We start from the raw sequence: 25,104 nt of genomic DNA on the forward strand, positions 1-25,104 counted from the left end.
AAGACCCTAAAAAAGCATGAAAAAAGGGGCCTGATGGCCCCTTTGTTGCAGTATGAGCAATTAGAACTGGTAAACCAGACCCAGCGCGACGATATCGTCAGTACCGATACCTGTCTGACGGGTGAAGTCATTTTCATCCAGCAGGTTGATTTTGTAATCAACATAGGTGGACATGTTTTTGTTGAAGTAGTAAGTAGCACCCACGTCAACATACTTCAGGATATCCTGATCGCCATAGTTTTCGATGTCTTTACCTTTAGACTGCAGGTAAGCCACGGATGGACGCAGGCCGAAGTCGAACTGATACTGAGCAACCACTTCGAAGTTCTGCGCTTTGTTAGCCCAGCCCTGATCGCCAACGCGGGTCGCGTTGTAAGTCTGAGTATACTGTGCAGCCAGGTAGATGTTGTTCGCGTCGTATTTCAGACCACCGGTGTAGGTCTCTGCGCGATCGCCTTCACCGTAGTAGCCCGCAGCGTTCTGGTCAGCAGTACGTTTAGAACTGGTGACTGCCGTACCGAGTGCGAAGCCTTCGCCCAGATCGTAAGTCAGAGAGCCGCCGTAGCCGTCACCGTTCTGACGCAACGCGTCACGACCGTTGTTGGTCTGGCCTTCGCCGCTTGGGCTGCCGTTTTTACCCTGGTACTGCAACGCGAAGTTCAGACCATCAACCAGACCGAAGAAGTCCTGGTTACGGTAGGTCGCGAAGCCGTTACCACGCTGCTGCATGAAGTTGTCAGAACCGTAGGTATCGCCGCCGAACTCCGGCAGAACGTCGGTCCAGGAAGTCACATCATAAACAACGCCGTAGTTACGACCGTAGTCGAATGAACCCGCATCAGCGAATTTCAGACCTGCGAACGCCACACGCGTCCATGAGTTGTTTTCGTTCTCACCAGAGTTACCCTGGATCTGGTATTCCCACTGGCCGTAACCGGTCAGCTGGTCGTTAACCTGAGTTTCGCCTTTGAAGCCCAGACGCATGTAGGTCTGGTCGCCGTCTGCACTGTCGTCATCAGAGAAATAGTGCAGGCCATCCACTTTACCGTACAGATCTAATTTGTTGCCGTCTTTGTTATAAATTTCAGCCGCATTTGCTGCGCCTGCCACCAGCAGAGCTGGTACCAGGAGGGACAGTACTTTAACTTTCATTTTATTAACCCTCTGTTATATGCCTTATTATTTACCACTGCTTACTGGTCAACCCTCTTAACCAGTCGGCAAGTTCATTCTCCTCAAAAATGCAGAATAATCCAACAGGAATATGATACGAAAACTTTGAAGATGTTTCACTTTACCATCAAGATGTTTCAATATGTAAATTTCAAGGAACTTTCACAAAGCATCAAAAGTTTAAAAATATAGCACGGACAATCAAAACAAAAATATATCCTATAAAATTCAAAAGACTAACTTAAAAAAGAGTACAGCACTGAATGACAAAAAAATTCCCGTCAACACCACTAAAATAACCCTCGCTATCATCATTAACTTTATTTATTACCGTCATTCAGTTCTGAATGTCTGTTTATCCCTAATTGAACCGGATGCTCCGCATTCGGTTTTTTTTTACCTTTCTTTACGTCAACAGACATTTTATGTGCTACCCGTCTGTAATGATAACGACTATTAACTAAATCCATCGCCCGGCGTTTACAGATTTTCCTTTTCACTTTCAAAATTAATTTCTTGTTAATTCGTGCTATTTTACTGCCGTTGTAACAGCATATTTGTACATTTCACTGGGTTTTGTACATCTTTCACACGGATGACGTTGAAGCGGGTTGCGACAGATAAAAAGTCAAGGTCATACCGATAACGACGCTGGAAATTCAGTTATTACCCTTTATACTGCCCTATCCCATTACCGCGCGGCCATTACGGGTTAAACACATCGATGAGTCAGACTGAAACTACCGCCCCGAGCAAATTCTCCCTTCTACCGGGCAGCATCACCCGTTTCTTTCTTCTGTTGATCGTTGTGCTGTTAGTCACAATGGGAGTGATGGTTCAGAGCGCCGTGAATACCTGGCTTAAAGATAAAAGCTATCAAATTGTCGATATCACCCATGCGGTGCATAAGCGCATTGATACGTGGCGCTACGCGACCTGGCAAATCTACGACAATATCGCCGCCGCACCTGCCACCTCATCAGGCGAAGGGTTGCAGGAAACGCGCCTTAAGCAGGATGTGTATTACCTTGAAAAACCGCAGCGTAAGACGGAAGCCCTGATTTTCGGCTCGCACGACAGCGCAACGCTTGAGATGACGCAGCGGATCTCCTCCTATCTGGACACCCTGTGGGGCGCCGAGACCGTACCGTGGTCCATGTATTACCTGAACGGTCAGGACAACAGCATGATCCTGATCTCGACCCTGCCGCTTAAGGATCTCTCGTCGGGCTTTAAAGAGACCACCGTTGGCAGCATTGTCGATTCCCGTCGGGCAGAAATGCTGCAACAGGCCAACGCGCTGGACGAGCGCGAAAGTTTCTCGTCATTACGCCGTCTTGCCTGGCAGAATGGCCACTACTTTACGCTGCGAACCACCTTTAACCAGCCGGGCCATCTGGCGACCGTGGTTGCCTTCGATCTGCCAATTAACGATCTTATCCCGCCGGATATGCCGCTGGACAGTTTCCGACTGGAGCCAGACAACAGCACCCAAAATATGCGCACGCCGTCGGATAAAGAAGGCCCGGACAGCGTAGCGATCTCCTTTAATGGCTCGAAGATTGAGATTGCCTCATCGCTCAACTCAACCGGTATGCGGCTGGTGTGGCAGGTGCCTTTTGGCACCCTGATGCTTGATACCCTGCAAAACATTATGCTGCCGCTGCTGTTGAATATCGGCCTGCTGGCGCTGGCGCTGTTTGGCTACAGCACCTTCCGTTTCCAGTCGGGCCGCCAGAGCGACTCGACATCGGTATCAGCCGGGACCAGCAACGAGTTGCGTGTTCTTCGTGCCCTGAATGAAGAGATTATTTCCGTGCTGCCGCTTGGGGTGCTTGTTCACGATCAGGAGGCAAACCGGACGGTGATGAGCAACAAAATTGCCGATCACCTTCTGCCGCATCTTAACCTGCAAAATATTACGGCCATGGCGGACCAGCATCAGGGCGTCATTCAGGCCACCATTAATAATGAACTGTATGAGATCCGTCAGTTCCGCAGTCAGGTCGCCTCGCGCACGCAAATCTTCATCATCCGCGATCAGGATCGCGAAGTGCTGGTGAATAAAAAGCTCAAGCAGGCGCAAAGGCTGTATGAGAAAAACCAGCATGGCCGCGCGGCGTTTATGCAAAACATTGGCGATGCCTTTAAACAGCCGCTGAAGTCACTCGCCACGCAGATTGCTGATTTAAGCACGCCGGAAAGCCGACAGCTTAGCAGCCAGGCCGACTCGCTGGTTCGTCTGGTGGACGAAATCCAGCTTGCGAACATGCTGGAGAATGACATCTGGAAGGGCACCCCTACGCTCTTCTCCATCCAGGATCTGATTGATGAGGTGGTTCCGGAAGTCCTGCCGGTGATCAAGCGCAAAGGGCTCCAGCTGCTGATCAACAACCATTTACCGGCCAATGACGAGCGTCACGGCGATCGCGATGCCCTGCGTCGCATCCTGATGATGTTGATTCAGTATGCCGTCACCACGACACAGATCGGCAAGATCACCCTTGAAGTCAGCACCGATGAGTCCACCGACGATCGTCTGACGTTCCGTATTCTGGATACGGGCGAAGGCGTCACCGTGAGCGAAATCGATAACCTGCACTTCCCGTTCCTGAACGATACCCAGCGCGACCACTACGGTAAGGCGAATGCCCTCACCTTCTGGCTCTGCGATCAGCTGGCGCGTAAGCTGGGCGGTCATCTGAACATTAAGGCGCGCGAATCCCTCGGCACCCGCTACTCCTTGCATGTTAAAATGGCGGCGAATCCTCAGGAAGAGGATGAAGAGCGTCTGCTGGATGATGTGGTGGTGATGGTGGACGTGACCTCCAGTGAGATCCGTAATATCGTCGTTCGTCAGCTGGAAAACTGGGGCGCGTCCTGCATTACCCCGGACGAAAGGCTCGCGAGTCAAGAATTTGATCTATTTTTAACTGATAATCCGTCTAATCTTACTGCCTCCGGCTTGCTTTTAAGCGATGATGAGCCAGGCGTGCGGAAAATCGGCCCTGGGCAGCTGCGCGTCAACTTTAATATGAGCAATGCAATGCAGGAAGCTGTATTACAACTGATTGAAGAGAATCTGGCGCAGGAAGAGATCCTGGAGTCACCGTTAGGCGGCGATGAAAATGCCGAACTCCATGCCAGCGGATATTATTCGCTCTTCGTTGATACAGTACCAGATGATGTTAAGCGGTTGTATACTGAGTCCGCTGCGCAGGATTTTGCAGCGCTGGCACAGACAGCACACCGGCTTAAAGGGGTGTTTGCCATGCTTAATCTGGTTCCCGGCAAGCAGTTATGTGAAACGCTGGAACATCTAATTCGTGAGAAAGATGCCTCTGGCATTGAAAAATACATCAGCAACATTGACGCTTACGTCAAGAGCTTGCTGTAGCAAGGTAGCCTTATACATGAACAATATGAACGTAATTATTGCCGATGACCATCCGATTGTACTGTTCGGTATTCGCAAATCACTTGAACAGATCGAGTGGGTGAATGTAGTCGGTGAATTTGAAGATTCCACAGCCCTTATTAACAACCTGCCTAAACTTGATGCGCACGTGCTCATTACCGATCTCTCCATGCCTGGGGATAAATACGGTGATGGGATTACGCTCATCAAATACATTAAACGCCACTTCCCGGACATTTCGATCATTGTTCTGACCATGAACAATAACCCGGCGATCCTGAGCGCCGTTCTGGATCTTGATATTGAAGGGATTGTGCTGAAACAAGGCGCACCTACCGATCTGCCTAAAGCGCTGGCGGCGCTACAGAAAGGGAAGAAATTCACGCCTGAGAGCGTCTCACGCCTGCTTGAAAAAATCAGCGCAGGTGGCTATGGCGACAAGCGTCTCTCGCCTAAAGAGAGTGAAGTTCTGCGTCTGTTCGCTGAAGGTTTCCTGGTTACTGAAATCGCCAAGAAGCTGAACCGCAGTATCAAAACCATCAGTAGCCAGAAAAAATCCGCGATGATGAAGCTGGGTGTGGATAACGATATCGCCCTGCTGAACTATCTCTCTTCCGTGACGCTGAGCGCAACGGACAAAGATTGATCGTCGCTGTCTACGCCGGGTGACCCTCGCGGTTACCCGGTCTAAAGACCCCGTAGGCCCGCGCAAGCGCAGTGCCGTCGGACACATAAAAAAGGCCCTTTCGGGCCTTTTTTATTGTCTTGCTTTTCGCACCCGCTCCGCATACACGGATAGCGTCTGCTTCAGTACATCCAGCGTGACCGGCTTCGACAGACAGCTGTCCATTCCCGACTCCAGACAGCGCTGCTTCTCCTCCGCCAGTGCGTTGGCTGTCACCCCCACCACCGGCAGCGTCAGCCCCAGCTGTCGGATACGCTGCGTCAGACGATAGCCGTCCATGTTAGGCATGTTCACATCACTGAGCACAATATCAATATGATTCTTACTTAAGACATTCAGGGCATCCACGCCATCATTGGCCGTTTTACACTGATAGCCCAGAGAGCCAAGCTGGTCTGCGAGCAGACGACGGTTAATCGGATGATCGTCGACGACCAGAATCATCATATCGTCATTCACCGATGCCAGCTCATCAGGGGAAGCCAGCACGGTAGCGCCATCGCTGTCCTCAAGCTGTACGCTGTAAATACGCGCCAGCAAGCCCAACATTTCGTGCGGTGTCGCCACACTGTGCACCCATACCCCGGGCGAACGCTCAATCGGAATACCGATATGACGGCGGCAGAACATCACCACGCCCCGCCCCGCCCACGCCTTGTCTGGCTCAACGTCAGTAATCAGCATGTCATCTGCGTCCGGCGTCTGGCCTTCATAGCGTGAGACCCGCACACCGCTGCTGGTCAGCATCGAGGTCAGGAAATCATGTAAGGAGGCGTTGTGCACCGCCAGCCAGCAGTGCTTTTCGCTCAGCCCGTCGACCGTGGTTTTCACCGGATAGTGTGCCGAGTAGAGCGGGATACGGATGGTGAACTGGCTGCCCATACCCGGCTCGGTATCGACGGAGATATCCCCGTCCATCATGCTGATAAGCTTCTCGCAAATCGCCAGACCCAGCCCGGTCCCCTGGAAATTACGCTGGACGCCCGTCCCCACCTGGAAGAACGGATCGAACAGGCGAACGACCTCTTTCGCCGGAATGCCAACTCCCGTGTCGCGTACGCGAATAGTCAGGTACTCCCCTGCCCGGCAGACATGCAGCACAATACAGCCGATATCGGTGAATTTGATGGCGTTGCTTAGCAGGTTCGAGATGACCTGTTGGAGACGCATCGGATCGCCATGCAGCGTCAGCGGCACATCCGGCTCGATAAAGCAGTACAGCCCCAGCTGTTTGCGCACCACCAGCGGCAGATAGTTGGCGCTGATATGGTTCATCACCTCGCGCGGGGAGAACTCACGCGGTTCTATTTTCAACTGCTCGGATTCAATTTTAGAGAAGTCGAGAATATCGCTGATAATTTTCAGCAGCAGGCTGGACGAGTTGTTCATCGCCGTCACCAGGCGGTCGACCCCTTTCGGCAGCTCTTTGGTCTGGAGAAGATCGAGGTTACCGATAATGCCGTACAGCGGCGTACGCAGCTCATGGCTGACGGTCGCGAGGAACATCGATTTCGACTGGCTGGCCTGCTCCGCCGCCTGCGCCATATCCTGCAATGACTCTTCCATCTTAACGCGCGCGGAGACGTCCACCAGCACGCAAATCGCCACGTTTTCATTGCGGTAGCGCGAATGGACGAAGCTGATTTGCAGATTGGTGTGGGTGCTGGTCAGCACATCCACAAAGTTAACCTGTTGCCCACAGATGATCTGCGTTAACCGCTGGCGGTCTTCATGCGTGAGCATGTTCAGGTAGTTATGGGCAAGCTCGTTACTGAGGATATTTGTCCCGTCCTGAGTACGCAGGATACAGATCCCTACCGGCGCCGAGGCGACAATCTTACGGTTAAACTGCTCGTGCTCCTCCAGACGCTGAGCATCCGCTTCCGCCGGAATAAAGATCCGCCGCTCATACATTCTCGCCAGCATAAACAGCGCGACGCCTACCGCGATGTTCAACAAAATGGCGTTAAGGATCAGGATGCGAATGCGCTCCAGCACCTTGTCCACCGGCAGCGAATAGACAATGCTCAGCGATGATGGCGGCAAACTTTTCTTCAGCACCAGCTCACGGAACCCGGAGGTATAGCCAAACCATGACCGCTCCTGCATCCAGCTGGGCTCCACCTTCAGGCGGTTTTCAGGCCCGGTAAGGGAGATGAGTGGGTGGCCGTTCTCATCCAGAATGGTCACGCCCATCGGCAGACTGCCCGGCGTGAAGAAGTTTTCCATGCGGATGGTTTGTTCAATCCCCAGCAGCGCTTGCAGACGGTTTCCGAGGTAAACCGGAGTCAGGGCATAGAAATAGCCGACGCCCATGCGCGGCCCCTGGCTTATCCAGAAGATGTTGTTCCCGCGCTCTTCCTGAGGCGCATTGCGGTATTTCACTATCCGCTCATGCAGGCTTTTCAGCGCGTCTTCGCGTTCGACGGGCATATCCCGCAGACCGAAGTCCGCCATGCAAAGATTTTCGTTGCCAATCAGGTAGACGCGGTTTAGATCGTAAGCGGCCGAAAAATTATCGCGCCAGTAGCGCATAAACCATGACAGGGACTCCAGTGAGCCACGCCAGGCTTTGCCCATCGCGGAACAATCGGAGTCCGGGAAGAGCGGTTCGAAATCAGGTACTTCGGTTTTTTCATCCCGACCGCGGAGGGCAAGAATGCCGTTCTCCGCCGTCAGTCGATTCTCAGCGATATACTTAAGCTCTTTCATCACGTCAGACGTGCGCTGGATATAGCGCTGGGCCTGATCCGAGCTTAAGTTAAACTCCTGGCGGATCTCCGCTTCTTTCTGGTGTAACGCGTTAACGATGTAAAACACCGAGAGCAGTGCCACCAGCAACCATAGCAGTAGCGCAAGCGCCCGAAACAGATAGCGAGAGACTTTTAACGTGGTACGAAAGGAGACGAGGTATTTCAAAGGGGCGAGGCTCCGCCATCGGGGAAAAAAGAATGTGGTTAAGGTAGCGGTAAACGCGGCTTGTCGCAACGTTCACTTGTCTGCTTGCGCAAAACAAAAGGGCCGGAAACCGGCCCTTTATGCGTCAGGAGACGTTACTCGTCAGCGTCATCCGCTGCTTCATCATCGGTGTCCGCTTCCGGGACGATTTCATCATCCCCTTCCGCGACGCTGCCGTCGATAGAGTCGAGCTCTTCGTCATCCACCGGCTCAGCAACGCGTTGCAGACCGACGACGTTTTCATCTTCCGCAGTACGGATGAGGATAACGCCCTGGGTGTTACGACCCACCACGCTGATCTCTGACACGCGGGTACGCACCAGCGTACCGGCATCGGTGATCATCATGATCTGGTCCGCATCGTCCACCTGTACCGCGCCAACAACGGAACCGTTGCGCTCGGTCACTTTGATGGAGATAACGCCCTGCGTGCCGCGAGACTTGGTCGGGTATTCGCTTTCCGCCGTACGTTTACCGTAGCCGTTCTGAGTGACGGTCAGGATTGCGCCTTCGCCACGCGGAACGATCAGGGAAACCACGCTGTCTTCACCCGCCAGCTTGATACCACGCACGCCGGTCGCCGTACGACCCATTGCGCGCACGGCGTTCTCTTTAAAGCGCACCACTTTACCGGCCGCAGAGAACAGCATCACTTCATCAGAACCAGAGGTCAGATCCACGCCGATCAGCTCGTCGCCTTCGTTCAGGTTCACCGCGATGATCCCGGCGGAACGTGGACGGCTGAATTCGGTCAACGCGGTTTTCTTCACGGTACCGCTCGCGGTTGCCATAAAGACGTTCACGCCCTCTTCGTACTCGCGTACCGGCAGAATGGCGGTGATACGTTCGTTCGCTTCCAGCGGCAGCAGGTTAACGATAGGTCGACCCCGCGCGCCACGGCTCGCTTCCGGCAGCTGATAGACTTTCATCCAGTACAGACGGCCCCGGCTGGAGAAGCAGAGGATCGTGTCGTGGGTGTTGGCCACCAGCAGACGGTCAATGAAGTCTTCTTCTTTAATACGCGCCGCAGATTTGCCTTTACCGCCACGACGCTGTGCTTCGTAGTCGGTCAACGGCTGATACTTCACGTAACCCTGGTGAGACAGCGTCACGACCACGTCTTCGCGGTTGATCAGATCTTCAATGTTGATATCAGAGCTGTTGGCCGTGATTTCGGTGCGACGCTCGTCGCCGAACTGATCGCGAACCAGCTCCAGCTCTTCACGGATCACTTCCATCAGGCGCTCTGCGCTACCCAGGATATGCAGCAGCTCGGCAATCTGCTCCAGCAGCTCTTTGTACTCGTCGAGCAGTTTTTCATGCTCAAGGCCGGTCAGTTTCTGCAAACGCAGATCCAGAATCGCCTGGGCCTGCTGTTCAGTCAGATAGTACTGACCGTCACGCACGCCGAATTCCGGCTCCAGCCACTCAGGACGCGCGGCATCATCGCCGGCACGTTCCAGCATCGCCGCCACGTTACCCAGATCCCATGGACGCGCAACCAGCGACGCCTTCGCTTCTGCCGGCGTCGGCGCACGGCGGATCAGCTCGATGATCGGGTCGATGTTCGCCAGCGCAACGGCCAGTGCTTCAAGGATATGGGCACGATCGCGCGCTTTGCGCAGTTCAAAGATGGTACGGCGAGTCACCACTTCACGGCGGTGACGCACAAACGCGCTCAGGATCTCTTTCAGGTTCATGATCTTCGGCTGGCCATGGTGCAGCGCAACCATGTTGATACCGAAGGAGACCTGAAGCTGAGTCTGGGAGTAAAGGTTGTTCAGCACAACTTCACCCACCGCGTCGCGCTTGATTTCAATCACGATGCGCATACCGTCTTTGTCAGACTCGTCGCGCAGCGCGCTGATGCCTTCAACGCGTTTTTCTTTTACCAGCTCGGCGATTTTTTCAATCAGACGCGCTTTGTTCACCTGATACGGGATCTCGTGAACAATAATGGTTTCACGGCCGGTTTTGGCGTCCGCTTCCACTTCGGCGCGGGCACGGATGTAAATCTTGCCGCGACCGGTGCGGTACGCTTCTTCAATACCGCGACGGCCGTTGATGATTGCCGCCGTCGGGAAGTCCGGGCCCGGGATGTGTTCCATCAGCCCTTCAATGCTGATGTCTTCATCGTCGATGTAGGCCAGGCAGCCGTTAATCACTTCCGTGATGTTGTGCGGCGGAATATTGGTCGCCATACCCACTGCGATACCGGACGAACCGTTCACCAGCAGGTTTGGGATCTTCGTTGGCATAACGTCAGGAATTTTTTCCGTGCCGTCGTAGTTATCAACGAAATCAACCGTCTCTTTTTCCAGGTCAGCCATCAGCTCATGGGCAATCTTCGCCAGACGGATTTCCGTATAACGCATTGCCGCGGCGGAGTCGCCGTCGATAGAACCAAAGTTACCCTGACCATCTACCAGCATGTAACGCAGCGAGAAAGGCTGCGCCATACGGACAATGGTGTCGTACACCGCGGAATCACCATGGGGATGGTATTTACCGATTACGTCACCAACGACACGGGCAGATTTTTTGTAGGCTTTATTCCAGTCATTGCCCAATACGTTCATGGCGTATAGTACGCGACGGTGTACCGGCTTAAGGCCATCGCGGACGTCCGGCAGCGCACGGCCAACAATGACCGACATCGCATAGTCCAGATAGGAGCTTTTCAGCTCTTCCTCGATGTTAACCGGTGTAATTTCTCTCGCAAGGTCGCTCATCTAACCGCTATCCCTCTACTGTATCCCGGATTCAAAGGTCGCAAATTATAACACAGCCGCGGTGATACAGGTAAACCTATACGCTTTATTCACAGGGATTGCCTGATATACTCATTTGTCTTGCTAAATAAGGAGTAAAAGCGCCCATGAATGCCGAAAAATCCCCGGTGGCTCACAACGTTGACCACGAAGAGATTGCCAAATTTGAAGCGGTGGCGTCCCGCTGGTGGGATCTCGAAGGTGAGTTCAAACCTCTGCATCGTATTAACCCGCTACGTCTGGGCTATATCGCGGAGCGTTCCGGCGGTCTGTTCGGTAAGAAAGTGCTCGACGTCGGCTGCGGCGGCGGCATCCTGGCGGAAAGCATGGCGCGCGAAGGGGCCACCGTCACCGGTCTGGACATGGGCTTCGAACCTCTACAGGTTGCGCGTCTTCATGCGCTGGAGTCCGGCGTACAGGTAGAATATGTCCAGGAAACCGTGGAAGAGCACGCGGCAAAACATGCGCACCAGTATGACGTGGTGACCTGCATGGAGATGCTGGAGCACGTTCCCGATCCGCAGTCGGTCGTCAGCGCCTGTGCAAAACTGGTGAAACCGGGTGGACAGGTCTTCTTCTCGACCATCAACCGCAACGGCAAAGCCTGGCTGATGGCCGTGGTAGGCGCGGAATATGTGCTGCGCATGGTGCCGAAAGGGACGCACGACGTGAAGAAGTTCATCAAGCCTGCCGAACTGCTGGGCTGGGTTGACCAGACATGGCTTAAGGAACAGCACATGACGGGTCTGCACTACAATCCGCTGACGGATAAATTCAAACTTGCCCCGGGCGTGGATGTTAACTATATGTTGCACACAACCGCCAAAAACGACTAACGTCATTCGTTATTCTTATAAAGATTGCGCGACATCATGTTGCGCAATTCTAACCTCCCGTTGAAGAAATCAGCACTCGATCAAATTTTGAATTTTTTTTCTGGAATATTGACATCTCTTCCAGGCCTTACGGTACGAGGACTTAGCCTTTTTTACCCTTTCACAACCTCAATTTAACGTCAAAATCAACCCTTGTGCTGAAAAGATTCGATACTAGAATACTCACCATATAGCGTTCTTCTTAACGCAAAACCCCTATATGTAGTATTTATCCACAGAGTTAGTCACAAGACGGTTCTGTGGATAAGCGGGGGATATTTTTTTATTTCACGGACAGGTAAAAACCCACATGAATCAGAGTCTGCTGGTGACAAAGCGCGACGGTACTACCGAGCGTATCAATCTGGACAAAATCCATCGAGTTCTCGACTGGGCAGCAGAAGGACTGAACAACGTATCTATATCCCAGGTCGAACTGCGTTCTCACATTCAGTTCTACGACGGCATCAAAACGTCTGATATCCACGAAACCATTATCAAAGCAGCGGCAGATCTGATCTCCCGCGATGCACCGGATTATCAGTACCTCGCTGCGCGTCTGGCGATTTTCCACCTGCGTAAGAAAGCCTACGGCCAGTTCGAGCCGCCAAAGCTTTACGATCACGTAGTGAAAATGGTTGAGCTGGGCAAATACGACACGCATCTGCTGGAAGACTATACGGAAGAAGAGTTCGAGCAGATGAACGGGTTTATCGATCACTGGCGCGACATGAACTTCTCCTACGCGGCGGTGAAGCAGCTCGAAGGCAAATACCTGGTTCAGAACCGTGTGACGGGCGAAATCTACGAGAGCGCTCAGTTCCTCTATATTCTGGTGGCCGCCTGCCTGTTCTCTAATTATCCACGTGAAACCCGTCTGGACTACGTGAAGCGTTTCTACGATGCGGTCTCTACGTTCAAGATTTCTCTGCCTACGCCAATCATGTCTGGCGTGCGTACCCCTACCCGTCAGTTCAGCTCCTGCGTACTGATCGAGTGTGGTGACAGCCTGGATTCCATCAACGCGACCTCCAGCGCCATCGTAAAATACGTCTCCCAGCGTGCTGGTATCGGCATCAACGCTGGTCGTATCCGTGCGCTGGGCAGCCCGATCCGCGGCGGTGAAGCGTTCCACACCGGCTGTATCCCGTTCTACAAGCACTTCCAGACGGCAGTAAAATCCTGCTCTCAGGGCGGCGTGCGCGGTGGCGCTGCGACCCTGTTCTACCCAATGTGGCACCTGGAAGTGGAAAGCCTGCTGGTTCTGAAGAACAACCGCGGCGTGGAAGGCAACCGCGTGCGTCACATGGACTACGGCGTGCAGATCAACAAGCTGATGTACACCCGCCTGCTGAAAGGTGAAGATATCACCCTGTTCAGCCCATCCGACGTCCCGGGTCTGTACGACGCGTTCTTCGCCGATCAGGACGAATTCGAGCGTCTGTACACCAAATACGAAAAAGACGACAGCATCCGCAAGCAGCGCGTGAAGGCGGTCGATCTGTTCTCCCTGATGATGCAGGAACGTGCCTCTACCGGCCGTATCTACATCCAGAACGTTGACCACTGCAACACCCACAGCCCGTTCGATCCGGTGGTTGCGCCAGTGCGCCAGTCCAACCTGTGCCTGGAGATCGCCCTGCCGACCAAACCGCTGGACGATGTGAACGATGAAAACGGTGAAATCGCCCTGTGTACGCTCTCTGCGTTCAACCTGGGTGCGATTAAGAGCCTGGACGAGCTGGAAGAGCTGGCCGTGCTGGCGGTTCGTGCGCTCGACGCCCTGCTGGACTACCAGGATTACCCAATCCCGGCGGCAAAACGCGGCGCAATGGGCCGTCGCACTTTAGGTATCGGCGTGATCAACTTCGCCTACTGGCTGGCGAAAAACGGCAAGCGTTACTCCGACGGCAGCGCCAACAATCTGACGCACCAGACGTTCGAAGCCATTCAGTACTACCTGATGAAAGCCTCCAACGAGCTGGCGAAAGAGCAAGGCGCGTGCCCGTGGTTCAACGAAACTACCTACGCAAAAGGCATTCTGCCGATCGATACCTACAAAAAAGACCTGGATGCGATCGTCAGCGAGCCGCTGCACCTCGACTGGGAAGGCCTGCGCGAGTCCATTAAAACTCACGGCCTGCGTAACTCCACGCTCTCTGCCCTGATGCCGTCCGAGACCTCTTCGCAAATCTCCAACGCCACCAACGGTATTGAGCCACCGCGCGGCCATGTCAGCATCAAAGCGTCGAAAGACGGCGTGCTGCGTCAGGTGGTACCGGATTACGAAACGCTGGGCAACAACTACGAGCTGCTGTGGGAAATGCCAAACAACGACGGCTACCTGCAACTGGTGGGTATCATGCAGAAGTTTATCGACCAGTCGATCTCTGCCAATACCAACTACGACCCGACGCGCTTCCCGTCAGGCAAGGTTCCGATGCAGCAACTGCTGAAAGACCTGCTCACCGCTTACAAATTTGGCGTGAAAACGCTGTACTATCACAACACCCGTGATGGTGCGGAAGACGCCCAGGACGACCTGGCGCCGTCAATTCAGGACGATGGCTGCGAAAGCGGCGCATGTAAGATCTAATAAATTCCCTCACCCTAACCCTCTCCCACAGGGAGAGGGAACTCTTTCCCCCTCTCCCTGTGGGAGAGGGCCGGGGTGAGGGGAAATAACACCACAGGACTCACCGCAATGGCATATACCACCTTTTCACAGACGAAAAACGACCAGCTCAAAGAGCCGATGTTCTTCGGCCAGCCGGTCAACGTGGCACGCTACGATCAGCAAAAATATGACATCTTCGAAAAGCTGATTGAAAAGCAACTCTCCTTCTTCTGGCGTCCGGAAGAAGTTGACGTTTCCCGCGACCGTATCGATTTCCAGGCGCTGCCGGAACACGAAAAGCACATCTTCCTCAGCAACCTGAAATACCAGACGCTGCTGGACTCCATTCAGGGTCGTAGTCCGAACGTGGCGCTGCTGCCGCTGATCTCGATTCCTGAGTTGGAAACCTGGGTTGAGACATGGGCGTTCTCCGAGACGATCCACTCCCGCTCTTACACCCACATCATCCGCAACATCGTGAACGATCCGGCGGTGGTGTTTGATGATATCGTCACCAACGAACAGATCCAGAAGCGCGCCGAAGGCATTGCACACTACTATGACGAACTGATCGAGATGACCAGCTACTGGCATCTGCTGGGCGAAGGTACGCACAACGTGAACGGTAAAACCGTCACCGTAAACCTGCGGACCCTGAAAAAACAGCTCTATCTGTGCCTGATGAGCGTCAACGCCCTGGAAGCAATCCGCTTCTACGTGAGCTTCGCCTGCTCCTTTGCGTTTGCCGAGCGCAAACTGATGGAAGGCAACGCCAAAATTATCCGTCTGATTGCCCGTGACGAAGCCCTGCACCTGACCGGGACTCAGCATATGCTGAACCTGCTGCGCAGCGGTGCAGACGATCCGGAGATGGCGGAAATTGCGGAAGAGTGCAAACAGGAATGCTACGACCTGTTCGTGCTGGCGGCCCAGCAGGAGAAAGAGTGGGCAGACTACCTGTTCCGCGACGGCTCCATGATTGGCCTGAACAAAGACATTCTGTGCCAGTACGTTGAGTACATCACCAATATCCGCATGCAGGCCGTCGGTCTCGACCTGCCGTTCCAGACGCGCTCTAACCCAATCCCGTGGATCAACACCTGGCTGGTGTCCGATAACGTGCAGGTCGCGCCGCAGGAAGTGGAAGTGAGTTCTTACCTGGTCGGTCAGATTGATTCTGAAGTCAACACCGACGACCTGAGCGATTTCCAGCTCTGATGAGCCGCGTAACGCTGAGCCTTTCGGGTACAGAGGTGTTGTGCCAGGAAGAGCACCCTTCTCTGCTGGTGGCGCTTGAAGCACATCAGGTAGAAGTCGAGTACCAGTGTCGTGAAGGCTACTGCGGCTCCTGCCGCTGCCGTCTGGTCGCAGGCCAGGTAGACTGGCTGACCGAACCGCTAGCCTTTATCAGTGAAGGGGAAATTTTGCCCTGCTGCTGCCGGGCAAAAGGCGATATAGAGATCGAGATGTGATGTTGTCCTTATCCCCTCTCCCGGTGGGCTGAGGGTTCCCCACAAATTAATGCGAGCACTGAGCAATCCCCTCGCCCCTCCGGGGAGAGGGTTAGGGTGAGGGGAACATACGGCGGTGGTGGTCATTCCGTTCACTTTATGTTCCTTGCTACTCTGTAACGACATGACCGGTGAACGTGCCAGGGTGGCTCAGTCGCCACCACCCTGGCGACCCGGGCTCCCGGCGGTAAATCGCCGCTTCGCGGTGCCCTCGGCTTATTCCTTCCGGCTTATCGGGTACGGGCGGAGGCAACGTCCCTGTAAAGCCGCCCTCTCGGCGCATCCCTGCGCCTCGCCCCGGCCGGAAGGCAAACGCCTCAGCGATTTACAGCCGGACCAGGGCATCGCTGACAGCCCTCAGTCATTTAGAAAGCAACTTTATTGCTTCTGCATAAAAAAATTACTGGGGATCCCTCAGCCCGGTGGGAGAGGGTTAGGGTGAGGGCATCAGGCCGCAGAGCCTGATTGTCGGGTGGCGGCTTCGCCTTACCCGACCTATAAAACCTACTTCCGGTGAATGAATTCGACCGCTTTATCCGGGAAATCCGTAAACAATCCGTCCACATCCGCCTGGTTATACAGCACGTCGTAAAGCTGATCCACGTCCGTCGCATACTCCGGCAGCTGGTCTGCACGCACGGTATACGGATGCACCTGCATCTTGCTCGCATGCGCCTCTTTCACCATCGCTGTCAGCTTCACGTGGCCCGGCGTTGAGCCTTCCGCCACCAGCATGTGGTAATCCGGCCCGATGCCGTCGGCGTACTGCGCAATCTGCTTCATCGCGCCCGGCTTAAACATCCAGTCGTAGCTGTAGTTCACCCACTTCCCGTCCGGCTGTTTTTCCTGAGTTTCATTCCAGTCGGTATAGGCAATCAGCTGCACCAGATTGAGATCCATTCCCATCTTCGGCTCCAGCTCAGTTTTGATGCGCTTCAGTTCCGCGGCATCGAAACATTGCAGGAAAACCTTATCCTGCTTGCTGGTGTAGCCGTACTTTTTCAGTACCTCCAGCGTCTTCGCGGCAATGTCTTTTCCTTCCTGATGGTGGAACCACGGCGCTTTGATTTCCGGGTAGATACCGATATTTTTGCCCGTCGAGTGGTTCAGCCCCTGAACAAACTCGATCTCCTCTTCGAAGGTGTGAATACGGAAGTCAGACTTGCCCATCGGGAAACGCCCCGGATAGACCTGCACCTTCTTACCGTTCTCAATCTCGAAGCCCTCGGTAAACTTCAGCGAGCGGATCTCCGCCAGCGTGAAGTCGATGGCGTAGTAGCGGCCATCTTTACGGGCGCGGTTCGGGAAACGCTCCGCCACGTCCGTCACGCGGTCAAGATAATGGTCATGCAGAACGACCAGCTGGTCGTCCTTCGTCATCACCAGATCCTGCTCCAGATAATCCGCGCCCTGGGCATAGGCCATCGCTTTTGCCGGCAGCGTATGCTCCGGCAGATAACCGCTGGCGCCACGGTGGGCGATCACGATTTTATCCGCCGCCAGCGCGGAGCCTGTCATCAGGCCCGCCAGCAGCAGGCCTGTCGCTAACTGAGTTAATTTCATCGCAATGCTCCTTACTGACGACGCGCCAGCACCTCGGCATGGTGACGTTTTTCACCGATCATCACGACGATCAACAGCAGAACAGCCAGCACGCTGCCGCCAATCATCACCATAAAGCCGCCGTCCCAGCCGAAGAAGTCGACGGTGTAACCGACGATGGCGCTTGCCGCCACTGAACCGCCGAGGTAGCCAAACAGACCGGTAAAGCCTGCCGCCGTGCCAGCCGCTTTCTTCGGCGCCAGCTCCAGCGCGTGCAGGCCGATCAGCATAACCGGACCATAAATCAGGAAGCCGATTACGATCATACAGGCCATATCCACACCCGGATTACCCGGCGGGTTAAGCCAGTAAACGACCGTCGCGATGGTCACCAGCGTCATAAAGAACACGCCCGTCGCCCCACGGTTGCCCTTAAACACTTTGTCCGACATCCAGCCGCAGATCAGCGTGCCGGGAATGCCCGCGTATTCATACAGGAAATAGGCCCAGGAGGATTTATCCAGCGCGAAGTGCTTCACCTCTTTCAGGTAAGTCGGGGACCAGTCGAGGATGCCGTAGCGCAGCAGGTAGACAAACACGTTCGCCACCGCGATGTACCACAGCAGCTTGTTTGGCAGCACATACTTCATGAAGATCTGTTTCGCGGTCAGCTCTTCTTCGTGCTTCTCGCTGTAATCATCCGGGTAGTCGTTTTTGTACTCTTCAATCGGCGGCAGGCCGCAGGACTGCGGCGTGTCGCGCATCAGGGCGAAGGCGATAATCGCCACCAGAATGGCGCCAAAGGCAGGCATATAGAGCGCCGCGTGCCAGTCGTTGAACCAGGCCATCCCCAGCAGGAACAGCAGCGGCGGAAGCCCGCCCCCGACGTTATGCGCGCAGTTCCAGACCGATACAATCCCACCGCGCTCTTTCTGTGACCACCAGTGCACCATGGTACGTCCGCATGGCGGCCACCCCATCCCCTGGAACCAGCCGCAGAGGAACAGCAGTACGAACATGACGGCAATGCTGGAGGTCGCCCATGGCACAAAGCCCATGAACAGCATCACCGCTGCCGCGAGGATCAGACCGGCGGGCAGGAACACGCGCGGATTCGAGCGATCCGACACCGACCCCATAATGAACTTCGAAAAACCGTACGCGATGGAGATCCCTGACAGCGCAAAGCCCAGATCGCCGCGGGAGAAGCCTTGTTCCACCAGGTACGGCATGGCGAGCGCAAAGTTTTTACGTACCAGATAGTACGCCGCATACCCGAAGAAGATCCCGAGGAAGATTTGCCAACGCAGACGGCGGTAGAGAGGATCAATCTCTGCCTCTGGCAGTCGCGCCCGGTGTGGCGCAGGTTTAAAGATACTGAGCATAACAGCCTCCGTGGCCTTTCAAAAAATGACCGGGCATCTCGCGCCCGGCTACAGAGGCGGCGATGTTAAGAAATCACGGTGAATGTTACTGTGAATCAACGCACAGATTGTTACAGAAATATGACAGAATGCGCAAAAAAGCGCATGAAATCACGTTTCACTTTCGAATTTCGCGCGTTTATGTTCGAAATCAAACAAACCACACGATCAATGTGGCTAAATGCTAAAAAACGAACATAGAGGAAAGGCAATGACTATTCACGATCCACGCTTCAGCGATGTGATTATCATTGGCGGTGGCGCGACGGGTGCCGGCATCGCACGCGACTGCGCCCTGCGGGGATTGAGCGTCACGCTTCTGGAACGCCACGACATCGCCACCGGCGCAACGGGGCGTAACCACGGTCTGTTGCACAGCGGTGCCCGCTATGCGGTCACTGACGCTGAGTCCGCGCGCGAGTGTATTGCTGAAAACCAGATCCTCAGGCGCATCGCCCGCCACTGCGTTGAACCGACCAACGGCCTTTTTATCACCCTTCCCGAAGATGATCTCGGCTTTCAGCAAACCTTTATCACCGCCTGCACGGCGGCAGGCATTCAGGCCGAGGCGCTCGATCCTGCACAGGCGCGCCGTCTTGAACCCTCGGTAAACCCGGCGTTACTGGGCGCGGTAAAAGTGCCTGACGGAACCGTTGATCCTTTCCGCCTGACCGCCGCCAATATGCTCGACGCGCGGGAACACGGCGCACAGATCCTGACCGGGCATCACGTCACCGGGCTTATTCGTGAAGGTAATACCGTACGCGGGGTGCGCGTGTGTGATACGCAGTACAATGAACACCGCGAGCTGTATGCCACCGTCGTGGTCAACGCGGCGGGGATCTGGGGCCAGCGCATCGCGGAATACGCCGATTTATCCGTCCGCATGTTCCCGGCCAAAGGCTCGCTGCTGATCCTCGACCATCGCATCAATAACCATGTCATCAACCGCTGCCGTAAACCGTCTGACGCCGACATCCTCGTGCCGGGGGACACCATTTCGTTGATCGGCACGACCTCAATGCATGTGGACTACAGCGAAATCGATTACAACCGCGTTACCGCCGAAGAGGTGGATATTCTGCTGCGCGAAGGGGAAAAGCTGGCCCCGGTGATGGCGCAGACGCGTATTCTGCGTGCCTACGCGGGCGTGCGTCCCCTCGTCGCCAGCGACAACGATCCGAGCGGGCGTAACGTCAGCCGCGGCATCGTGCTGCTCGATCACGCCGAACGCGACGGCATGGACGGGTTTATCACCATTACCGGCGGCAAGCTGATGACCTACCGGCTGATGGCGGAGTGGGCCACCGATGCCGTCTGCCGTAAGCTCGGTAACACCGCGCCGTGCGTGACGGCGGAGCGGGCCCTGCCCGGCTCGCAGCAATCGACAGAAAAAACGCTGCACAAAATCATTTCACTTCCTGCCCCGCTTCGCGGTTCGGCGATTTACCGCCACGGCGACCGCACCCCGACCTGGCTTGGTGAAGGGCGACTCAGCCGCAGCCTGGTGTGCGAATGCGAAGCCGTGACCGCAGGCGAGGTGCAATATGCCGTGGAAAACCTGACGGTGAACAACCTGCTTGATTTACGCCGCCGCACGCGAGTCGGGATGGGCACCTGTCAGGGGGAGCTGTGCGCCTGCCGTGCCGCCGGGCTGCTGCAACGTTTTCATGCCACCTCCTCAACCCAGTCGCTCGCCCAGCTCAGCGATTTTTTAAATGAGCGCTGGAAAGGCATTCAGCCCGTCGCCTGGGGCGATGCCCTGCGCGAAAGTGAGTTTACCCGCTGGGTCTATCAGGGACTTTGCGGTCTGGAGAAGGAACACAACCATGAAATTTGATACCGTGATTGTGGGTGGAGGGCTGGCGGGCCTGCTGTGCGGTCTCAAACTGACGCAGCGGGGTCTGCGCTGCGCCATTGTCACTCGCGGTCAAAGTGCCCTGCACTTCTCCTCCGGCTCGCTGGATTTACTGGGCGCGCTATCGTTCGCCGATCTGCCGCCTGAACATCCCTACCGCCTGACGGGCGCAGAGAATATGGCCCGCTTTGCCTGCGAAACCGAACACCTGCTGACCGCCTGCGACGCACGCATGCAGGGTGACGCCGAGCAAAATCATCAGCGCGTCACGCCGCTCGGCACTCTGCGCGCCGCCTGGCTTAGCCCGGAAGAGGTGCCTGTCGCCCCCATCGCTGCCGGGCACGTGCGGGTGGTGGGGATCAGCGGTTTCCTCGATTTCCAGCCGCATCTTGCCGCCGCGTCTCTCAGACAGCAAGGGATTCAGGTGGATACGGCGGAGATTGATCTCCCCGAGCTCGACGTGCTGCGCGAAAACCCCAGCGAGTTTCGTGCGGTGAACATTGCCCGCCTGCTGGATAATGAACGCTACTGGCCGCAGCTGTACGCGGCGCTTCAACCGCTCGGCGAGACCTGCGACGCCCTGTTTATGCCCGCCTGTTTTGGCTTAACGGACAACCGGCTCTGGCGCTGGCTCTCGGCGCGCCTGCCCTGTACGCTCGGTTTACTGCCGACGCTCCCCCCTTCCGTACCCGGCATTCGTCTGCATACCCAGCTTCAGCGTCAGTTTGTCGCCCAGGGTGGCGTCTGGTTGGCAGGCGACGAGGTGAAAAAAATCACCCTGGCAGAGGGCGCGGTAAGCGAAATCTGGACCCGCAACCACGGCGACATCCCGCTTCGTGCACGCTATACGGTGCTGGCAAGCGGCAGTTTTTTCAGTAACGGTCTGCTGAGCAGCCGGGATGGCGTGCGTGAGGCAATTCTCGGGCTGGATGTCCGGCAAAGCGCTTCCCGCGCGGACTGGTATCAAAGCGATTTCTTCACCCCGCAGCCCTGGCAGCAGTTCGGCGTGATCGTCGATACCCAGCTGCGCCCGCAGCTGGGCGGGGAACCGGTTGAAAATCTTTACGCCATCGGCTCGGTTCTGGGCGGGTACGATCCCGTGGCACAGGGCTGCGGTGGCGGCGTCTGCGCCGTCACCGCGCTGCATGTCGCGGAGCAGATTATCCAGCGCAGGGAGGGAGCACAATGAACGACACCCGATTTGAAAGCTGTATCAAATGCACGGTCTGCACCACGGTTTGCCCGGTCAGCGGCGTCGATCCGCGCTATCCCGGCCCGAAACAGGCCGGCCCCGACGGGGAGCGTCTGCGCCTGAAGGACGGCGCGCTCTACGACGAGGCGCTGAAATACTGTATCAACTGTAAACGCTGCGAAGTTGCCTGCCCGTCGGACGTGAAAATAGGCGATATCATCCAGCGCGCCCGCGCCCGCTACAGTACGCAACAACCGACGCTGCGCGACACGATACTGAGCCACACCGATCTGATGGGCAGCCTCTCGACGCCTTTCGCGCCGGTCGTCAATGCCGCCACCGCCCTGAAGCCGGTGCGCAGGCTGCTGGATGCGACGCTCAAAATCGACCATCACCGCAGTCTGCCGAAATATTCTCACGGCACCTTCCGCCGCTGGTATAAATCCGTGGCGGCAGAACAGGCGCAGTTTGCTGAGCAGGTTGCCTTCTTCCACGGCTGCTACGTGAACTACAACCATCCGCAGCTGGGAAAAGACCTGCTGAAAGTGCTGAACGCCATGGGGACGGGCGTTCAGCTGCTGAGCAAAGAGAAGTGCTGCGGCGTTCCGCTGATTGCCAACGGTTTTACCGACAAAGCGCGCAGGCAGGCGAAAAGCAACGTCACCTCTTTACGTGAGGCGATCGTCGACAACGGGATACCGGTACTGGCGACGTCGTCAACCTGTACCTTCACGCTGCGCGATGAATATCCGCATCTGCTGGATGTGGATAACACCGGCCTGCGCGAGCACATTGAGCTGGCGACCCGTTTTCTCTGGCGCAAGCTGGACAGCGGGCAGACGTTACCGCTGGGCAAATTGCCGCTGAAGGTGGTGTATCACACGCCATGTCATATGGAGAAGATGGGCTGGTCGATCTATACGCTTGAGCTGCTGCGGCTGATCCCGGGGCTGGAGCTGACGGTGCTGGACTCACGCTGCTGCGGCATCGCTGGCACCTACGGCTTCAAGCGTGAAAACTACCCAACGTCACAGGCCATTGGCGCGCCGCTGTTCCGGCAGATTGAAGAGAGCGGCGCAGATATCGTGGTGACGGATTGTGAAACCTGCAAGTGGCAGATCGAGATGTCCACCAGCAAACGCTGTGAACATCCCATTACCTTGCTGGCAAACGCACTGGCGTAACCGTTGCCGGGGACACTGCCCCGGCACATCCTCACTCTACGAACAGCGATTCCACGACGTTGATCCAGCCGTGCTCGCTGGCGACCTCTTTCCCGTTCAGCCAGCGGCGCAGCATGTTCAGCGCCATCATCGCGCACACCTCCTGACGCACGGCCAGGCTGTGGCGGGTAATACTCATCTTCACTCGCAGGGCGTGGGTCCCTTCCGGCGTTGCCAGGGCAAAGTTGAGATGCTCCTCATCCAGCCCGCCCACAAAAAGCGCCAGTCCGGCGAAATGCTTCACTCTGCGCTCGGATGCCCAGCGCGCCGTCTGCGCCAGCGTCTCCTGCTGGAACGGCACCACTTCACTGGCCAGCAGCGGCGCACCCGCCCGGGTAAGCTGAAGCGCCAGAAGCCCACCGGTAAACTGCTCGCTTAGCGTCACGCTCAGCTGGCGGGACTGCAAATGCGCTGCGATCTGCGCCGGCAGCCCTTCCGTTCCTTCGAAAATCAGGCTTTCGCCAGCGACGCGCTGCACTTCCGGCCACAGCGCCAGCATGGCGGCTTTCTCTGACGCCGGTCCGGTCAGCTTCAGTTCAATAATCGGCATGGAGGAGCGATAGCCCATCGACACGCCGGGAGGCAGTTGCAGGTGATCGAGGCTCTGAGCCAGATCGCTTTCCGAGCGGCCAAAGGTGGTCAGACGCAGGCACAGCGGCGGTTCAGGCAGCGTGAAGCGCGCGCGCAGGCGCGGCAGGATCTGCTGCTCGACCATCACTTTAAATTCCGACGGCACGCCCGGGGTGAAGAACATCAGGCAGCGGTTCAGCTGAACGGCAAACCCGCAGGCGGTGCCGACCGGGTTATCAATCAGTTCCGCGCTGGCGGGAATTTCAGCCTGCTTGCGGTTGCTGGGGGCCATCACGCGGCCACGCTCGGAGAAAAATCGCTCCATCTGTGCCAGCCACGCCTCGTGCAGGACCAGGCCTTCACCTCTGGCCGTGGCGGCGGCCAGCGCGCTGAGATCGTCGCTGGTGGGCCCAAGCCCGCCGTTCACAATCAGCACGTCGCAGCGTTCGCTGCGCTCGCGCAGAACGTTGACCAGCGACTCAAGATTGTCACCCACGGTGTTGCGGCGCGTTAACGGTAATCCTTGCTCAAAGAAGAGATCGGCGAGCCAGGCGGCATTGGTATCAATGATTTGCCCATGCAGCACTTCGTCGCCAGTGGATAACATTTCCACGTTTATCATTGTGTTCTCCCATTTCAATGGTCAAAACACTATAGCGCAATCGAAGACCGGGGGAAGAGAGAAACTGGCGCGACTGAACGCCGCGCCGAAAGGATTAGAAACCTGCGCTCACACCGATGTAGGGACCATCTGCCAGCGCGTTGTCGCGGTGGCCGTCTTTACCCGCCAGGTTCAGATAACGATAACCCGCTTCGATGGTGACAGGACGGATGATGGTCCAGCGTCCACCCACGTTGGCTTCCTCATAGCTATCGATACCGCTGGAGAGGGAATCCGGAGAGTAGTAGTACTCACCGAACAGGCCAAAGCTGTCGCCGATTTTCCACTGCAAACCGCCGCCCACTGCCGCCGCGTAACCTTCGTCGCCGTCGTTCGGGTTGGTGTAAATCCCTTTACCGCCGACTGTCGCCAGGAAAGGACCCAAAGGTACGTTGAAGCCCAGCCCCAGGCTTGCCGCATCCCCATCGTCGTCGTTATGCGTCCAGCCGCCGGTCATCGCCAGGCCTGCGCTATCCGTGCCAAGACCAAAGCCCAGGTGGGTATAATCTTCGCCCGCCGAGCCGTTGAAGGAAATAGCGTTGGCTGCTGCCGATACAAACATCAGGCCTAAGCCCATTAATGCCACTTTTTTCATTGTCGTGATCCCGCACAATATATTCAGAGAT

The 25,104-nt window shown here is 56.0% G+C and carries 16 protein-coding genes; 9 read left to right on the forward strand and 7 right to left on the reverse strand.

What is annotated here, in order from left to right:
• Nucleotides 1-60 precede the first annotated feature (60 nt).
• The gene (locus ACQG2Q_RS15995; protein ID WP_023306624.1) at nucleotides 61-1,152 is read right to left on the reverse strand and encodes a porin OmpC; all 1,092 of its coding nucleotides are present in this window, start codon (nucleotides 1,150-1,152) and stop codon (nucleotides 61-63) included.
• A gap of 745 nt (nucleotides 1,153-1,897) precedes the next feature.
• Here ACQG2Q_RS15995 and rcsD point away from each other — a divergent pair.
• Entirely contained in the window at nucleotides 1,898-4,570 is a 2,673-nt protein-coding gene (rcsD, locus tag ACQG2Q_RS16000) for a phosphotransferase RcsD (RefSeq protein WP_426759240.1), read from the forward strand.
• A 16-nt stretch (nucleotides 4,571-4,586) separates the two neighbouring features.
• Nucleotides 4,587-5,237 carry a response regulator transcription factor RcsB gene (rcsB, locus tag ACQG2Q_RS16005; RefSeq protein WP_003859405.1) on the forward strand — a complete coding sequence of 217 codons (651 nt, stop codon included), beginning with the start codon at nucleotides 4,587-4,589 and terminating at the stop codon, nucleotides 5,235-5,237.
• 111 nt (nucleotides 5,238-5,348) lie between these two features.
• On the opposite strand, the gene rcsC is transcribed toward rcsB, so the two are convergent.
• Nucleotides 5,349-8,195: a two-component system sensor histidine kinase RcsC gene (gene rcsC / locus ACQG2Q_RS16010; RefSeq protein ID WP_023300607.1), complete on the reverse strand. Its 2,847-nt coding sequence runs from the start codon at nucleotides 8,193-8,195 to the stop codon at nucleotides 5,349-5,351.
• Nucleotides 8,196-8,329: 134 nt separating this feature from the next.
• On the reverse strand, nucleotides 8,330-10,966 hold the full coding sequence (gyrA, locus tag ACQG2Q_RS16015; RefSeq protein WP_023300608.1) for a DNA topoisomerase (ATP-hydrolyzing) subunit A: 2,637 nt from the start codon (nucleotides 10,964-10,966) through the stop codon (nucleotides 8,330-8,332).
• A gap of 146 nt (nucleotides 10,967-11,112) precedes the next feature.
• Between gyrA and ubiG the strand changes: the two genes are divergently transcribed.
• The 4 genes from ubiG (at nucleotide 11,113) to yfaE (ending at nucleotide 15,969) form a co-directional block, all read left to right on the forward strand.
• Nucleotides 11,113-11,841, forward strand: coding sequence for a bifunctional 2-polyprenyl-6-hydroxyphenol methylase/3-demethylubiquinol 3-O-methyltransferase UbiG (gene ubiG, locus ACQG2Q_RS16020; protein ID WP_006811346.1), 729 nt, complete (start codon nucleotides 11,113-11,115; stop codon nucleotides 11,839-11,841).
• Between the two features lie 349 nt (nucleotides 11,842-12,190).
• Nucleotides 12,191-14,476 (forward strand): class 1a ribonucleoside-diphosphate reductase subunit alpha, encoded by a 2,286-nt coding sequence (gene nrdA / locus ACQG2Q_RS16025; protein ID WP_023300610.1) that lies wholly within the window; start codon nucleotides 12,191-12,193, stop codon nucleotides 14,474-14,476.
• A 108-nt stretch (nucleotides 14,477-14,584) separates the two neighbouring features.
• Nucleotides 14,585-15,715, forward strand: a complete 1,131-nt coding sequence (gene nrdB, locus ACQG2Q_RS16030) for a class Ia ribonucleoside-diphosphate reductase subunit beta (protein ID WP_022648802.1) — start codon at nucleotides 14,585-14,587, stop codon at nucleotides 15,713-15,715.
• Nucleotides 15,715-15,969, forward strand: a complete 255-nt coding sequence (yfaE, locus tag ACQG2Q_RS16035; protein ID WP_003859419.1) for a class I ribonucleotide reductase maintenance protein YfaE — start codon at nucleotides 15,715-15,717, stop codon at nucleotides 15,967-15,969. Before nrdB ends, yfaE begins: the two co-directional genes overlap by 1 nt.
• 543 nt (nucleotides 15,970-16,512) lie before the next feature.
• On the opposite strand, the gene glpQ is transcribed toward yfaE, so the two are convergent.
• The gene (glpQ, locus tag ACQG2Q_RS16040) at nucleotides 16,513-17,571 is read right to left on the reverse strand and encodes a glycerophosphodiester phosphodiesterase (RefSeq protein WP_063841593.1); all 1,059 of its coding nucleotides are present in this window, start codon (nucleotides 17,569-17,571) and stop codon (nucleotides 16,513-16,515) included.
• An 11-nt stretch (nucleotides 17,572-17,582) separates the two neighbouring features.
• Nucleotides 17,583-18,935 carry a glycerol-3-phosphate transporter gene (gene glpT, locus ACQG2Q_RS16045; RefSeq protein ID WP_022648804.1) on the reverse strand — a complete coding sequence of 451 codons (1,353 nt, stop codon included), beginning with the start codon at nucleotides 18,933-18,935 and terminating at the stop codon, nucleotides 17,583-17,585.
• A 250-nt stretch (nucleotides 18,936-19,185) separates the two neighbouring features.
• On the opposite strand from glpT, the gene glpA reads away from it, so the two are divergent.
• Genes glpA through glpC form a run of 3 tightly spaced genes read left to right on the forward strand, consistent with a single transcriptional unit; the run spans nucleotide 19,186 to nucleotide 23,208 of the window.
• Nucleotides 19,186-20,814, forward strand: coding sequence for an anaerobic glycerol-3-phosphate dehydrogenase subunit A (gene glpA, locus ACQG2Q_RS16050; RefSeq protein WP_023300612.1), 1,629 nt, complete (start codon nucleotides 19,186-19,188; stop codon nucleotides 20,812-20,814).
• Nucleotides 20,804-22,021, forward strand: coding sequence for a glycerol-3-phosphate dehydrogenase subunit GlpB (gene glpB, locus ACQG2Q_RS16055; RefSeq protein WP_063849972.1), 1,218 nt, complete (start codon nucleotides 20,804-20,806; stop codon nucleotides 22,019-22,021). The genes glpA and glpB overlap by 11 nt, the downstream gene beginning before the upstream one ends.
• Nucleotides 22,018-23,208 carry an anaerobic glycerol-3-phosphate dehydrogenase subunit GlpC gene (glpC, locus tag ACQG2Q_RS16060; RefSeq protein WP_096216851.1) on the forward strand — a complete coding sequence of 397 codons (1,191 nt, stop codon included), beginning with the start codon at nucleotides 22,018-22,020 and terminating at the stop codon, nucleotides 23,206-23,208. The genes glpB and glpC overlap by 4 nt, the downstream gene beginning before the upstream one ends.
• Before the next feature lie 31 nt (nucleotides 23,209-23,239).
• Here glpC and ACQG2Q_RS16065 read toward each other — a convergent pair whose 3' ends face one another.
• On the reverse strand, nucleotides 23,240-24,439 hold the full coding sequence (locus tag ACQG2Q_RS16065; protein WP_023300615.1) for a nicotinamide mononucleotide deamidase-related protein YfaY: 1,200 nt from the start codon (nucleotides 24,437-24,439) through the stop codon (nucleotides 23,240-23,242).
• A gap of 94 nt (nucleotides 24,440-24,533) precedes the next feature.
• Nucleotides 24,534-25,073, reverse strand: coding sequence for a YfaZ family outer membrane protein (locus ACQG2Q_RS16070; protein WP_022648809.1), 540 nt, complete (start codon nucleotides 25,071-25,073; stop codon nucleotides 24,534-24,536).
• Between the last annotated feature and the right edge of the window lie 31 nt (nucleotides 25,074-25,104).

This window comes from Enterobacter cloacae complex sp. 370H10, assembly GCF_050031535.1.
Lineage (GTDB): Bacteria > Pseudomonadota > Gammaproteobacteria > Enterobacterales > Enterobacteriaceae > Enterobacter > Enterobacter intestinihominis.

Bases quoted from the DNA above. Each gene is read 5' to 3' on its own strand.
- nrdB (WP_022648802.1), top strand. From the start codon at position 14,585: ATGGCATATACCACCTTTTCACAGACGAAAAACGACCAGCTCAAAGAG.
- rcsB (WP_003859405.1), top strand. From the start codon at position 4,587: ATGAACAATATGAACGTAATTATTGCCGATGACCATCCGATTGTACTG.
- glpQ (WP_063841593.1), bottom strand. From the start codon at position 17,571: ATGAAATTAACTCAGTTAGCGACAGGCCTGCTGCTGGCGGGCCTGATG.
- gyrA (WP_023300608.1), bottom strand. From the start codon at position 10,966: ATGAGCGACCTTGCGAGAGAAATTACACCGGTTAACATCGAGGAAGAG.
- ACQG2Q_RS15995 (WP_023306624.1), bottom strand. From the start codon at position 1,152: ATGAAAGTTAAAGTACTGTCCCTCCTGGTACCAGCTCTGCTGGTGGCA.
- ACQG2Q_RS16070 (WP_022648809.1), bottom strand. From the start codon at position 25,073: ATGAAAAAAGTGGCATTAATGGGCTTAGGCCTGATGTTTGTATCGGCA.
- glpT (WP_022648804.1), bottom strand. From the start codon at position 18,935: ATGCTCAGTATCTTTAAACCTGCGCCACACCGGGCGCGACTGCCAGAG.
- ACQG2Q_RS16065 (WP_023300615.1), bottom strand. From the start codon at position 24,439: ATGATAAACGTGGAAATGTTATCCACTGGCGACGAAGTGCTGCATGGG.
- rcsD (WP_426759240.1), top strand. From the start codon at position 1,898: ATGAGTCAGACTGAAACTACCGCCCCGAGCAAATTCTCCCTTCTACCG.
- glpA (WP_023300612.1), top strand. From the start codon at position 19,186: ATGACTATTCACGATCCACGCTTCAGCGATGTGATTATCATTGGCGGT.
- ubiG (WP_006811346.1), top strand. From the start codon at position 11,113: ATGAATGCCGAAAAATCCCCGGTGGCTCACAACGTTGACCACGAAGAG.
- glpC (WP_096216851.1), top strand. From the start codon at position 22,018: ATGAACGACACCCGATTTGAAAGCTGTATCAAATGCACGGTCTGCACC.
- yfaE (WP_003859419.1), top strand. From the start codon at position 15,715: ATGAGCCGCGTAACGCTGAGCCTTTCGGGTACAGAGGTGTTGTGCCAG.
- nrdA (WP_023300610.1), top strand. From the start codon at position 12,191: ATGAATCAGAGTCTGCTGGTGACAAAGCGCGACGGTACTACCGAGCGT.
- glpB (WP_063849972.1), top strand. From the start codon at position 20,804: ATGAAATTTGATACCGTGATTGTGGGTGGAGGGCTGGCGGGCCTGCTG.